13 protein-coding genes and 1 pseudogene are annotated in these 13,625 nt (G+C 55.0%); 11 read left to right on the top strand and 3 right to left on the bottom strand.

Annotated elements, in window-relative coordinates:
* The first annotated feature begins 280 nt into the window (after window positions 1-280).
* From NKH31_RS10445 to NKH31_RS10410, 8 genes and pseudogenes are all read left to right on the top strand, one after another.
* Window positions 281-721 (top strand): type IV pilin domain-containing protein, encoded by a 441-nt coding sequence (locus NKH31_RS10445; protein WP_254861737.1) that lies wholly within the window; start codon window positions 281-283, stop codon window positions 719-721.
* 11 nt (window positions 722-732) lie between these two features.
* Window positions 733-1,260: a type IV pilin domain-containing protein gene (locus NKH31_RS10440; protein ID WP_254861736.1), complete on the top strand. Its 528-nt coding sequence runs from the start codon at window positions 733-735 to the stop codon at window positions 1,258-1,260.
* Between the two features lie 226 nt (window positions 1,261-1,486).
* A complete protein-coding gene (locus NKH31_RS10435) occupies window positions 1,487-1,690 on the top strand; it encodes a hypothetical protein (protein WP_254861735.1) in 204 nt (67 codons plus the stop codon).
* Between the two features lies 1 nt (window position 1,691).
* Window positions 1,692-2,228, top strand: coding sequence for a DUF4925 domain-containing protein (locus NKH31_RS10430; RefSeq protein WP_254861734.1), 537 nt, complete (start codon window positions 1,692-1,694; stop codon window positions 2,226-2,228).
* 35 nt (window positions 2,229-2,263) lie between these two features.
* Entirely contained in the window at window positions 2,264-3,958 is a 1,695-nt protein-coding gene (locus tag NKH31_RS10425; RefSeq protein WP_254861733.1) for an Env/VP5 family phage fusion protein, read from the top strand.
* A gap of 8 nt (window positions 3,959-3,966) precedes the next feature.
* Window positions 3,967-4,503, top strand: a pseudogene (locus NKH31_RS17855) (DUF8063 family protein); the annotation flags it as partial.
* Window positions 4,504-5,438: 935 nt separating this feature from the next.
* Window positions 5,439-6,611 carry an AAA family ATPase gene (locus tag NKH31_RS10415; protein ID WP_254861731.1) on the top strand — a complete coding sequence of 391 codons (1,173 nt, stop codon included), beginning with the start codon at window positions 5,439-5,441 and terminating at the stop codon, window positions 6,609-6,611.
* Window positions 6,608-7,423, top strand: coding sequence for a hypothetical protein (locus tag NKH31_RS10410; protein WP_254861730.1), 816 nt, complete (start codon window positions 6,608-6,610; stop codon window positions 7,421-7,423). The genes NKH31_RS10415 and NKH31_RS10410 overlap by 4 nt, the downstream gene beginning before the upstream one ends.
* A gap of 151 nt (window positions 7,424-7,574) precedes the next feature.
* On the opposite strand, the gene NKH31_RS10405 is transcribed toward NKH31_RS10410, so the two are convergent.
* Window positions 7,575-7,856 (bottom strand): DUF7692 domain-containing protein, encoded by a 282-nt coding sequence (locus NKH31_RS10405; RefSeq protein WP_254861729.1) that lies wholly within the window; start codon window positions 7,854-7,856, stop codon window positions 7,575-7,577.
* A 505-nt stretch (window positions 7,857-8,361) separates the two neighbouring features.
* Here NKH31_RS10405 and NKH31_RS10400 point away from each other — a divergent pair.
* The 3 genes from NKH31_RS10400 to NKH31_RS10390 are packed head-to-tail and all read left to right on the top strand — an operon-like array spanning window position 8,362 to window position 11,367.
* The gene (locus tag NKH31_RS10400; RefSeq protein ID WP_254861728.1) at window positions 8,362-8,715 is read left to right on the top strand and encodes a hypothetical protein; all 354 of its coding nucleotides are present in this window, start codon (window positions 8,362-8,364) and stop codon (window positions 8,713-8,715) included.
* Window positions 8,708-10,216, top strand: a complete 1,509-nt coding sequence (locus NKH31_RS10395; RefSeq protein WP_254861727.1) for a hypothetical protein — start codon at window positions 8,708-8,710, stop codon at window positions 10,214-10,216. The genes NKH31_RS10400 and NKH31_RS10395 overlap by 8 nt, the downstream gene beginning before the upstream one ends.
* Complete coding sequence (locus NKH31_RS10390; RefSeq protein WP_254861726.1) at window positions 10,213-11,367, top strand: hypothetical protein; 1,155 nt, start codon at window positions 10,213-10,215, stop codon at window positions 11,365-11,367. The genes NKH31_RS10395 and NKH31_RS10390 overlap by 4 nt, the downstream gene beginning before the upstream one ends.
* A 298-nt stretch (window positions 11,368-11,665) precedes the next feature.
* Here the strand turns inward: NKH31_RS10390 and NKH31_RS10385 are convergent, their stop codons facing one another.
* Both NKH31_RS10385 and NKH31_RS10380 read right to left on the bottom strand, forming a co-directional pair.
* A complete protein-coding gene (locus tag NKH31_RS10385; RefSeq protein WP_254861725.1) occupies window positions 11,666-13,288 on the bottom strand; it encodes a DUF7845 domain-containing protein in 1,623 nt (540 codons plus the stop codon).
* A gap of 3 nt (window positions 13,289-13,291) precedes the next feature.
* The gene (locus NKH31_RS10380; RefSeq protein WP_254861724.1) at window positions 13,292-13,579 is read right to left on the bottom strand and encodes a hypothetical protein; all 288 of its coding nucleotides are present in this window, start codon (window positions 13,577-13,579) and stop codon (window positions 13,292-13,294) included.
* Between the last annotated feature and the right edge of the window lie 46 nt (window positions 13,580-13,625).

Below are 13,625 nucleotides of genomic sequence, written 5' to 3'. Positions count from 1 at the left end.
ATTCGTGAGTCTGAGAACTTTCAATAGGTCCTTGGAGAGCTTCACTCGGCTCTTGGAACCGTTCAGTAGGCCACATTTCCAATTGCTATTTTGTCAGGAAAGCCGAAGTGGGAGGTACATTTATAGTATCGGGGTTCTGTGCACTTTTTCGTACCCGACAGTCGGAACGGAAAACGACGGTGACGGGTGAGCGGGATCTCCCATTCCCTCAGCCGCCGTGCGCACCCACCATGGTGCGTGAGATAAGTTTTCCGTTCAACTCGTCGAGGAGACTACAACAATGAACGGACGAACACTACGCGATAAGCTGGTGGGATCGGACGATGAACGAGCGGTATCCCCGGTGATAGGGGTAATTTTGATGGTCGCCATTACGGTTATTCTGGCGGCTGTTATCGCGGTCTTCGTGATGGACATCGGTGACGATCAGAGTTCGCCGCTAAACGCGCATGTGAGTGCAGACGTTGGTAGTGACACCGTTGAATTAACCGTTACGGAAGCAGGAGACGCGGATGAGTTCATTCTCCGAGGTGCAGGTATAGACACAGATTATACACTTGGTGATGACGAACTTGCCCCATCTGCCGGATCAGGTTTCGAAGTAACTGATTCGTTAGGACCAGATTTCACCGAAGGTCAAACCGTTAACATTGTGGCAAAGAGTGGAGATCAAGAGGAAAATGCGGGATCCTTCGAAGTTCCTGAGGGGCTCGCCAATTGAGGGGGTTACCAATGAATGGAAAAACAGTCTGCAATAAGCTGGTTGGATCGGACGAAGAACGCGCAGTCTCCCCCGTGATAGGGGTCATATTAATGGTCGCCATTACGGTCATATTGGCTGCTGTAATCGCAGTGTTCGTAATGGACATCGGCGACGACCAGAGTTCGCCAATCAATGCCCACGTGAACGCTGACCAAACTGGGGATGGAATCGAACTATCTGTGACGGATCCTGGTTCCGCGGAAGGGTTCGTTCTTCGTGGCCCTGGGGTCCCAGGTGAAGTCGCAATCTCGGATGATTATGGAACGGCCAGTCCAACCCATGAATTAGATCTTTCTGCTGACTTGGCAGCTGGCCAAGATGGGGCCACCAGTAACTTAAGCGCTTCAACTGGCTCGTCTATCGTTATAACCGATGGAAGTCCCTTTGTTGACAATACAGCAAATAGTGATGAAAGCTGGCTCTCAGGAACGGTGAACATCGTCGCGATCGACGGCGACCAGGAAGAGCAGGTTGGCTCCTTCCAGGCTCCAGAATAACCCGTCCGAGAATCAACGCAGTACCGGACGAATTTCTTTTCTTCGTCACTGTCTGAACCACCGAAACAGGTTTGATTAGCAGGTTGGCGACCGGAATACGAGGGTTCCGGCCACGATGCCGAAACAGCCACACGCTCACCGATAACACCTACGTTCGAAGACTCCTTTAAATAGCATTTGCCGGGTTTAAGTCACGAATCAAGACAGTCACGCATGGGTACTACCCATGTCAACGAATCCTGTAGAAATCGGTGTGAGGGGAATGACGGCGATCGCCGCGATTCTGTGGCTCCCGCTAACCCTCACGGGAACGAACATGTTTGAACTGATGGGCGGCATCGAGATCGCGGTGATGATCTCGACGGTCGTCGCGATGGTCGGCGTGTACGACCTAATCGAACTCAGCGGCTACAACTGTATGGGGGCCTGAGATGATCGGGCGACTCACTCCGGGCGACTTCACGGCGTATCTGGTCGTCTGGCTGATCGTACTGGCGGCTCTCGTCGGCGGAATCGTCTACGTCGCCTCCGGTGGAGCCGTCGCAGAAGACGGAGATCACGAACTCGACGAGTTCACGAACGAGACCGTCGAGCTTACCAACGCGACGGCGTACGTCTACGTCGATCTCGAAACGAACGAGACGATCGGCGATAACGCGACCGCGATCGTCGAAATCGACAACGCGAGCGGCGAGCTGGTGATCGACGACGAACTCGATCTCGAAGCGGATGAAACGATCTCCGCCGAGTACGAGATGGACGAGTACGACGATCTCGATCGCGATTCGAACGTGACGGTCACCGTCTTTGCAGACGACGGCGATCTCGACGACGCCGAGATCGGCACGGTGGACGAGTCGGGCGGCGGCGTGATCGGCGATGCGTCGAGTCGCGATCTCGGTATCGGCGCAATCGGCGTTCTAATCGGAATTGTCGGAGTCGGGCTCCTGGCCCGTGGTGCGAATTGAGCGCCGAGTCGAACGGTCTCGGCCGGCGTGAACTCATGCGTAGGGCGGGTGCGGTCGGCGCTATCGCCGTGACCGGAACAGCAGCGACAGCGTCGACCGTCTCAGCGGATTCGCGCTTCGAGGACTTCTGTGATGCCAGCCACTGGACCCAACCGGTCTGTGCAGGACACACCGCCAAAGACGGAATTAACTGGCTGTTCGGTTCGTCCGACGACCAGGACGACGAACGTCAGGAGTACCTCGAAAACGAATTCCTCCGCATCCACGGAGACATGTACCGCGACGCGCTCAGTTCCTACGGCTCGATGCAAACAACGACCACCTGGGTTCGTGACAACGCCGAACTCTTGGAGGGTCGTGCGTACATCCGGGCGCTGCTCAGGGCGTACGACGAAATCCAACAGGAATCGGCAACTCGTGCCGAGGCGATCGACGCCGGAGCCGACGCCGTCGGAGAAATTTATGCCACCTCAGAGGCACAGGTCCACAACGAGTATGCACTCCATGTGCGCGATATCTGGAGCAAGCTCCAGCAATTACAACACGTAATTGACGAGGGTGGCGGTTCGTGGTCCGAGGCGATCTCCGCCGACGTGTACGGATACGTTCTCGATATCGCAAGCGTGGAGGAAAACGACGGACTCAGACACCAACTCGTTGATGGTTCTGAGTTAGACGTTTTCTCTATCGATATCGAAACTACCGGAGACAACAACTACCTCACCGCGGCCGGGTACGACGGAAACGACTCCGTTATCATCGGCGGCGAGGGCGACAGAGACGGCATTGAAACGCCGACTCTCGAAGTCCATCCGTTCGACGACGCAGAGTACCGAAACGTCTACGACTCGACCTTCGACCGGGTAGACGGTGACGCCGTCTACATCGAAAACGAGATTTTCGAGACCATCGATATCATCCGCGACACGCACGACGACGTTGTAACCAACGTCGAAGCCTTCATCGACGAAGAGTACGAGGCGATGGTCGACGACGAAATATCGAGATCGCGACTCGAAACCCTCGAATCGCGAGTCGAGTCGATCAGCGATGACGAACCGCTCGCCTGGGTAAACGCCCACCTCGGCTTGCTCGGGAAAGGCCCTGCCGCCGAGTACACGACGGTAGAATTCGGACTACTAACGGAGACGGATTACCTCGACAACGAAGAGGAATATCCGTACGATCCCGAAGACGACCCATTCAACGGTCGCGAGTATGCGGGCACGCTGTACGCTGATCCACAACCCGATGAACCGGTCGAAGTAGGTGAAACCTACACCGCCGAAGATTTCGGCGGCGATGTCACGACGCATTTCTCGATGACCTTCGAAGATGACGGGGACGTCGGCCGTTTCGAGTTCGAACCTGATCGTGAGTTCACCGTCACCGAAGCTCACCGGCTCGATGAGGACGGCGACCTCGTCGAAACGGACGAAATCACGTTTACGACCGGAATGCCGACTGAAACGCCGACCGACTACGGCGACCTCCACGACCGGTTAGACTCCGCCGAAGAATTCCAGTTAGAAATTCTGGAGGCACAGTACGAACTCATCGAAGAAATGGCCGAAGGAGACGACCCAATCATCGATATAGGCGGAATCCCCGGCGTCGGCGCGGTCCGAGACGCGATCTCGTCGGCGATCACGACCATAATCGCGGTGGTCGTACTGCTGTTCGGGATGGCGATCGCACTCGCGGGCGTCAGGAACGCCGGAGGAGACTAACGATTCTCATGTTTTCGAGACTTGACCAGCAGACGCTCACGAACTTACCAACGCGGCGAGTTCTCGCGATCGCCCTCGCGGTCGCGTTCCTGACGACGGTCGCGATCGGCGCGGTCGCGACACCCGCACTCGCCGACGGCGATCTCGACGGAGACAACGAGACCGCGACGGTGATCCATCAATTCGACCAAAGCACGGTCGAGCTGCTCGACGTCGAGTTCGACGACGATCGCGCGCTGATTACGCTCCGATCGGACGGTCGCGAACCGGTCACGGTTTCGGACGCAGGCTATAGCGGTCACGGCAGCTTCGACGTTACGACGCTCACGATCAACGGCGAGGAAACGGTCGAAGTACGGTTACGCGGCGATGAAGCGGTCGGAATCTCGACGCCCCAAGACGGATTCAGGTACGAAGGAGATCCGTCTATGCTCGACGTGATCACCGACGCGCCGACGACGACACTCGTCGCGTGGGCGGTTCTCGCGGGCGGTCTCGGCGTCATCTACGACGTGACGCTCGCGGTCACGTGGCTACGCCGAAACCACGAGAACAGCTACAAGGAACTCACAACCGAGGAACGGATCAAGATCGACGAAAACCCCGTCGAGGGCTGGTTCGACGCGATCAAACGGTTCGTGATCGAGAAGCGCTACGCACTGCTCGCAATCGGTCTCGCGCTGATGTACGCCGCGCTCTCGATTCTCGGCGTCGTCCCCGGACTGCTCGGTATCTGGTCGGCGATCGGCGACGGCGGTCGCGTCGTCATCGTCGGCTCGCTGCTCGCGGCGATCATATTCGCGCTCCCGGTTCTCATCCAGATTCAGAAGGTATGGAACCCGAAACGCGAGTTTATCCTATCGATCGACGCTCGCGACGTCCTCGACGAAGCGCTCGGCTCCGAAGGCGGCCTCGGCGAACTCATCGAAAAGAAGCTCGACGACAACGACGATCCCGAAGCGCTCGCCGATGACGACGACCTCAACGTCGGCGCGTCGATGTACTCCGGTAGCCCCGAACGGATCGGACAGATGGACATCGACGGCGCGGCGAGCGAGACGCGCGCCCCCGGCGGCGATCTCCACATCGTCGAGTCGTTCAACCCGCGACGCAATCGAGCGCGCGGAACGTGGCCGGGAACCGCTGACGATATCGAGATAATCGCCTCGCGGTCGGCGATCGACGGCAACCGCGAGATCCTACGCGACGAGTCGGCGATGCTACGGTCGCTGCTCTCGGCGCTCCCATCCATCCAGACGGCGGCGGACACGGGCGCGGTTCGAGCGATCGATCGCGAACTCAGGCGCACGCTCGCGGTGGACGGATCGCCGATCGACTCGGTACTCTCGCGAGCGGCGCGGGGGACTCGGTTCGAAGGATTCTACGACGACGATCAAGACCGAGACGAGCTCGAGTATTCCGAGACCGACGTCGATCGAGATAGCGACGAGACCACTGAAACCGAAACCGAGGGATCGAAATGAGCGGAAACGGCGGCTACGACGCGGCGGACCTCGCCGACAAGATCCGCGAAGGCGAGGTGAACGCGAACATCGGCGCGGTTCTCGCCGACACCAAGACGGCGGGGAACATCATGCTCGCGTGCGAACGCGCCGATCTCGACGCGGATACCTCGCCGCTGATGACCATGCTCGACCGCACCGAAGAAACCGACATGCTACGCGGAGCGCGCAAACGCGGTCACGTCCCGAGTATGAACGCGGCGACCGGTCTCAGCGACCGGCGGACGGACGCCACAGGCTACGACCGGCTTATCAACGAGATCAAGAAACCGGCGTCACAGACGCTCATCAAAGGCCCGAAGGGATCGGGAAAGACGACGAAGGCGAGCGACATCATTCGCGAACTCGACCGCGAATACTGGAACGAGGAAGCCGACGAACCCGGCCTCTCGATCTTTACCAACGTCAAGTTTCGCGGCGTCGACGACCTCGATCACGTCACATTCGGAGAGACGGTCTCGGAAATGCTCGTCTGGAATCGCGACACGAAAGGCGAGAAGGTCGCGCTGCTCGACGAAATATCGACGACGCTCAACTCGCACGCGAACCCCGGCGGCGACGTGCGACGGACGGTCTCGCGGTTTATCAACGCGCTCAGGAAAGGCGAAGGGGGATCGACGCGACTCATCCTCATCGGTCACGAGCATGATACCGACGTGGCGGCGATCCTTCGGAATCAAAGCGATCTCGTCATACGCGCCGATGGAAAGGTCGATGATGGCCTAATCGACTGCGTGACGGTCTTCGACGGGTGGAACGACTACCTCAAAGAATCTCACTGGTTCCGCGTTCGTGGACTGCTCGACGTCCCAAGCGAGTCGCCGTATCGCGTACCGACGAACTACTTCGCACACTTCGAACTCGATCTCGACGCGCCGGAAAAGCAGATCCAGCGCGGGCGACTCATCGAGAAATGGGAGCGTTACCAGAGCGATTACCAGCGTGACGAGGAAGCCGACGACCGGCGCGTATCCTGTCGCGGGATCAAAGACGACGGTAAGGACTGCAACGCGCTCACGGACCACGAGAGCGGGTTCTGTCCGTACCACCGCGAGCAATGGGACGGCGACGGCGATCCGCGATTCGACGATCGCGATCGAGACGCCGACGGGGGTACCAACGACCAATGACGACGATCATCACCCGGCGCGTGAACGGTTCCGGCCCGTATGCCTACCGAGTCACGTACAGCGCCGAACACGGCCATCAGTGGGAATATCTCGGCCCCACGGGAAAGGTCGATCCGACCGAACTCGACGATCGCGAGATCGCCCAACTTCGCGAGGAAGGATTCGGGCTCGCGACGTATCGAGCGACCGAAACCCACGAGTTCGCCGAACTCGACGCGGCGAACGCGATACGCGACGAGATCGGCAACGAACACCTCGCGCCGACCGACGATCGCCGATCGACCGAGATCGAGTTAGCCGAGGACGCGCCGCGCTCGATCTCGACGATGGTCGCGGGCAACGCGGCGGATTCACGGGCGAGCGCGAGCGGAAGCGGACAGGTGCCGCTCACGCGCGCCGAACGCGACTCGATCGACTTCTCGCGAACGAGCATAATGCACGCACGTAGCGCGAAAGCGGTCCTCCTCGATGAGGGTATCGACGACTGGAGCGCACTCTACGATCACCGAGTCTCGCCGGAAGCACACAGCGAGATCGCGGCGGCTAACCGCGAGTCGATCTCGGGCGACCGGCTCGACGCCGACGACACACAGGAAGCCACAGACGAGCGGGTTGCGCAGCTCGTCGAAGCGGAGGGACGAATGGAGCGGCGCGCTCGCGAAGCCTGCGAGGAGGGCCACGGGGAAGCGTGCGACGAACTCCGCCGGATCGGATGGACCGACGACGAGATCGACGCGCTCGAACGCTACTCCGACGATGCCGAAGACTTCGCTCGAAACGTCTCGGACGAGTACCAGCGAGCGAGCGCCTAATCCCTCCCTGTTCTGTTCCGGTATCAATTGAAAACGAACTCGTTGACAACTTCGAGGCTGTCGCTTCCCTCCTGGTCGGCGCCTCGCGCGCCCGCGCGTATGGCCGGGGGTTCTGGGTGGGGGTGGTCCCGCCTGTTCCGAGAACTGGTCGCTAATTCTTCTTGACCACGATCTCGGTCTCGACGTCGAAGCTAACGGCTCTCGTCGAGAGCGTCTCGGCGATCTCCTCGCGCTGCTCGGCGGTGAGGTCGTCCCGGGCGAGTACCCGGCGCGCAGCGGCAACCTGCTGAGTCAGATCCTCGCAGGCGTACGCTACGGCATCGCTTCGGTTACAGTCGTAGAACTCGGCGGCTTTCTCGATCGACCGAAACCGCCATTCGTTGCCGTCGTCCGTTCGGATACGCACACTCGCCGGAATCTTCTGTCGGGCCATACTCGTGAACACGGATTGCTATTCCTAGATTTTTGCGGTCACTGAAACGGATCCGCTTTAAGTAGTCCATCGTTCGCGGCCTCGATCGGCGCGGTCACCAGGTGGGTTGGCCGGCTCGATCGACGAAATATGAACACGCTCGGCTCGGGTTCGTGTTCATATTCGGGAAACCGGATTCGTCGAGGCGCGACCCCATGGGGTTGTAAGCGAAACCCCCTAATTTGCCAAGAGGTGCAATAAATCTCCAACCCACCTAACCAGGCCCAAACTTTATAAATCGAATAATTTTTTATTATTTGATGGCAGAAGTAGTCAGGTAGAATTATTATTGAGTGTAGTTTTATTTTCGATATGCTCAATTCATGGGAATGGGAGCAAGATACCACCGATATTAGGTCGAAGAAATACTAACAATATTCATATATTAAGATGGGAAGGAGTGTTAGTGGCATACCGTTGGCAATAATATTATGGTAGGGCAACATTATCCAAGGAATATAACAGAATGAGTGACGATCCATTTGAAGAATACGACCCTTATAAGTCCACAACCATCGAGAAGTTACTCCGCGAGTATAATGATGATGATTTACAGAAAAGTGGTGATTCCCACCTCATCTTAAAACAAAAGCTGGAGTCAATCACATTAGATATCTGGGATATGTCGATGAAGAATGCGCGGAATCGAGATTCACAAACCGTTGAAGAAGAGGATATAATTAACGCATTTAATAAGGTATTTTACCCGTACACACTTCTGGAGGAAGCGGCAGTTACAATGGGAGAGTATGAAAAAGAATTCCGAAAAACGGCAGCAAAGGCAAAGCTGACAGATATTGAGGTCAATGAGGATGACTGATAAATCGAATTTGTACTTTTTCCGTGAAGAGGAAGGTTACACCCCTGCAGAGGTAGAGCAAAGGATACAAGTGGCAGATCTCAGAGACAATCCCTCAGCAGTGAAGCGAATTTTGGATGAGTGTGGAATTTCTGACGAACTATTAGAGAAATCCAAAGACGATATACTGGGTCAAATCCAGAGAGAGGTTGATACGGGTCGCTATGAGCAATTCATGGACGAATTGCTTGAAGATCGAGGTGAAAAAGGTGACCGTGTGAATGTACAAGTGTACAAATTAATAGATATTGAAAGGGAGGAATTACAATCCACTATTGAAAATGCCGATAGCGACGATACTACAGACTATTTGTTAAGAAATCTGGATTATTCAAAGGAAAGAAAATCAATTAATGCTATAGATTTCAAATTTAAAATATCTGATATAGGAGACTACTTTTCGGGAGATAATGTCGAGGTTGTTGGTGACCAAGACAAAGTAGTGATGGTTTCTGAACTTATGGAATTGTCGGAGCAAAAGGGGGTTTTCGACGATCTCGATATCGATAGCATCAACGCATTCAGAGAAAGGTCGGAATTGATTGTGGAAGCTAGACTATACCTAGACTATAATTTATTGTTCGTATCGAATAGAGAAATATGGGATAGATTACAAACAGAAATTAGGGATCATGTCAATAAATGGGGTGGGTCTTCTGCTCCGGTTGGGAGTTTTAACCTCCGTGAAACAGAATTATTGTATATTCAAAATGTGATGGGGGGAGACAACTCTGGATTAGATTTTGGAGATTTCTTAGATGGGAATTTAAGTACAGCAAAATATAGAGGCCCAAGACAAGAATCACTGACCCTATCTCCAGTTCTACGTCCTGCTCAACATGAAGGGCAAATAACGCAAGTACGTTTTTATCGACAATACGAAAGTTGGCCCGTCCAAGTACGGGTTCATGGAGACGGCCATATAACCACAACAAAACCCACGCGGCCTGATTTCATTGATGAGATCGCCACCCATATTGACCAGATATTACAATGGCAGAAATATTTAACACCTATTGACGATTTGATATCTGAATATAAAGCGCTGAAGCAAAGGAATTCTTCGCACTTTAATGAGAGGTCTTATCGGAAAACTAGGAAAAATGCATTCAAGTCCCTTATTGATGAATATGTTGTAAGTGAATCTTACGGTGAATCGGAAAAGCAAGTCTATGCTTCAATAATTGCAAATGTGATTTTAGATCTAGGAAAACTCGGTTTGAGTGATTCCGCATATCCCGATCCCCCAAGCCTTGACGTAGGGGATTTTCCAGATGATCAGCGAGAAATCAAATCATTCATCGACGATTATTTCACTTTGAAATTGGAGGAAGCACCCCCAGATTTTGAAGAAGTTTGGGAGCATATGCATTACATACTCACCAAAGAATTCACCCAACCGGATGACACGCCGCTGGACATCGTTATGGCGGCGGATCAAAAATACAATATCCACACATGATTTCAGAACCAGAGGAAATACTGTTAAGCCAATATTTTGCTCGACTTCCTCGTCATGGGAATATTGACGATTACCCACTGGAACGTGATGAGATTGAAAATATGGCGTCAACCTCTAGAATTGATGACGATATTAAGAACTGGATTCGTCTATTTGAACAAACCAGAACCCCTCAGGGAAAGAAATTGCGGCTAAACGTAGATACATTTGTAGAGGAATTAACTAATGAGTTCATAAATGATGATTGGTTGTCTGAAGATCCTAGGTTTGAATATATTCAGGATTCACATTATGAGATTGGGTTAAAATTCAAAAAGAGTGAGAAATTCAATCTTAGATTGTTTGTTGATGGGGAGTCGATCGAAGAATATGATGCTGACATTATGGACAGGGTGCTAAATGTTTGGACAATCGAACCAAGGGAGAAAACTCTCGAGGATGAGTACTGTTACAGCTGGCGTGAAGTAATCCAAGATGAATTTCTAGACGGTCTGGCTACGGAGCTGGAACGGGTTTTTGGACCTGATTCTTGGAGTATTTGCTCAATGAATTCAGCAGCAGCGAAAAAATCTCCAGAAGGCATTGAGGATTCAGTTTCATACTATTCACGATTGTATGGAGCGAATCCAGAATCAAGGCCCTCTAACACTGAACGAGCTAGGATCGGGACCCATATCGAGGAAAGGTATATAAGGGAATATATTGAATCAGAGCGAGGTTGGATAGTTCTTTGCACCTGTGAAGAGGAAGATGAGCAGTTTCATTTTCATTATTTCGTAAATGGCTCACCCAGTAGTGTTGATGAGAGTGAGTTTATAAAACCAATAGGGAGAAAGGTTCGTTCTAAAGTCAGGAAATATAATGAAACGTTTGAAGGTAAGAAAGATATTGAACCGGCAACAAAGTCAATGTCTGCATTTCTCGGTGTAGCCGCTGCTCTCGAAGTAGTTCCACTGGCAATTCTTGTTTCATATTTTAATATAAGTCCAGATTCAACATCTTTCCTGCTTGCAGTTGCTCTTGTTGTATTAGGATACATACTAATTAGCATAACTCTCGTAATCTACATGTTTATACCTGCGATAAAATTTAGAAGACACTCCTGGGAAAGGCGGAGTGTGGTTGAAAGATTAAGAGATAGGAACATATAGAGGATATTCTGACCGTTTAGGTCCATATCCACCCCTCATTCCATTGGATCATGTGGAACAATCCCATGGAGACGGGGCGGGGGCGGTGTAATTTTTTGGCTCTGTCCCCTTGGGGACACCCCCCAAGGGGGCGTTCGCGCGCAGCGCGAAACGACCCCGATGCGGTCGCGGCGCGATCGGCGCGGCCGAGCCCATGCCCATCGCCCGAACACAATTGAGCTTGTGACTATCTGTAACGGGTGAAAGTCTACTTTCTGAAAATAAGTCCCAAACCAGCGTAGCCACTACGTGGGTCGTTTCAGCGATCAGCGACGGCACCGACATAGCCCGTTTCAGTATCGCCGCTCGGCGTCTTCCAGGTCATCAGCGTTCGTCGGAGCGGCAGCGGATCGTTCCCTGATCGCGTCCACTTGTACAGCGCATCGCTCGCGATCTCCTGGGCAGTCTCGAAGCTATCGGATTTCAGCATCGAGAGAATCCCGTCGATTCGCATCCGCTTGGGTTCGCCGCTCTCGTCAAACTCGATTTCAGCGCCGTTCTTCGCGAGCCACTTCTGAAACGGCGAGCAGTCGGCGATGTGATCCGCCATGCCCATAATCGACTGCATTCGGTCGGCATAGCTGTCGATCGCGTACTCGGCGCTCTCGACGAGCGCACGGATCTCCTCGCGATACTTCCGCGCTCGGTAACTCACCTGGCCGGCGTCTAGCTGGATGATGTCACCGAGATCCTGGATCGCGCGGTAGATCGTCGCCGGGTGCTTACCGAGTTCCTCGGCGAGATCGCCGACTCGGGCACCGCCGTCGGTCGCGACGGCGCCGGCGACTTGCTCGGCGGTGTCGCCCATGTCGCGTAGCGTCGTCAGTAGCAGATGGTCGCTCTTCGCTTCGAGGCGCGGCGTGGGGTCGGAGTAGATCTCGATCGGGTCATCCCTCGCGACCGCTTCGAAATGGTCGTCAGCGACGTACACGCCCGTCGCGTCGGGACTCAGTGGAATATCGTCCCAAGCGAGGAAATTCAATAGCGATTCCTCGATCTCCTCGACGACCGATCGGCGCTCACCCCACGCCCACGCTTCGCCGTCGTTCATCGCCTTGTTCACCAGTACCTCGACCTTCGGGTGATACGACGGGTGGTCTTTGTCAACCGCATCGGCGTTCTTCAGCTGGTAGATCTCGAACTTGCGGCCGTAGCTGTGTCCGGGGAGGAGTTCACCCACCGATGCCGGATCGAGAACGAGGCGGTTCTGGTGGTTAATCACCTCCTCGTTGTCGATCTTCAGCTCGGCTTTCACACCTTCCATGTCCGTCAGGTGGTGCATCACCTTCTGGAGAACGCCCGACGTCGCCAGCCGCTCGGCCCATTCGCGACGGATTCGGACGTAACGCTCGTGCGCCCACTCGCGGCTGTATTCCGGGTGGGGTGGTTTCCGAAAGTACTTCCGATAGATCGGCTCGCCGGCTTCCTCGAAAATCGCGTGGAAGAACTCGGGGAGCAATTCGAGCGCTCGCTCCGGTTCGATATTCGACGGCGAGTACTCGACGTCGACGCCTTCGACGTCTCCGAACTGCGATTCCCACGGGAGATTCACCGACTCGCCCGTCTCCCAGTGGCGCATATCGGGAAACCGCGGCGAGAGGTTGTACGAGGCTTTCGACTCGCCCGGCCCACGGCCTACGATATCCCACTCGTAGAGGCGCGGCGCGTCGATCGGGTCGCTCGCGGCGGGCGCGAATCCTGACTTCGAGTAGGTCACCTCGATGTGCCAGGGCTCGCCATCGACGTCGGTGGTAAATTCCAGGTGGCCTTCGAACGGCGGACCCAGCATCACCTTCGAGAGCGCGGTATACGGCCCGCGGCCCCACTCGGCCCACTTCCAACGGCCATGGCTCTCGTGAGGGGTGATCTCGACCTGCGACACGGGTCACTCACCCCGGTCGCGTTCGGTCTCGATCAGTCCCTTCAGCAGGTCCGTCGGGTTCCACCAGGTTGCCGTTCCGCAGCGGTGGCAGACGTGCTTGAACGACGTTAGGTCCGCTACGTCGAGCGTGAGCGGATCAACACCGAACTCCTGATTAACGTCTTCCGGACGTACTCGCTTGACGTGCTCGCGCTGGCAACCGGTACAGACCGCGTCGACGGGAAAGCCCTGCAAGCCCGCCTCGATCGACTTGGATTCGGCGCTGAAATCACGGTCGGCGTCGACACTCACGGCTGCTCACCTCCCTCAATCGGCGAGCGCGCCCGGTCAGGTATCC

Origin of the sequence: Halovivax gelatinilyticus, assembly GCF_024300625.1 — an archaeon.
Classification (GTDB): Archaea; Halobacteriota; Halobacteria; order Halobacteriales; family Natrialbaceae; genus Halovivax; species Halovivax gelatinilyticus.
Note: the sequence above shows the minus strand (reverse complement) of the source record. Positions and strands in the feature narration are given on the sequence as shown.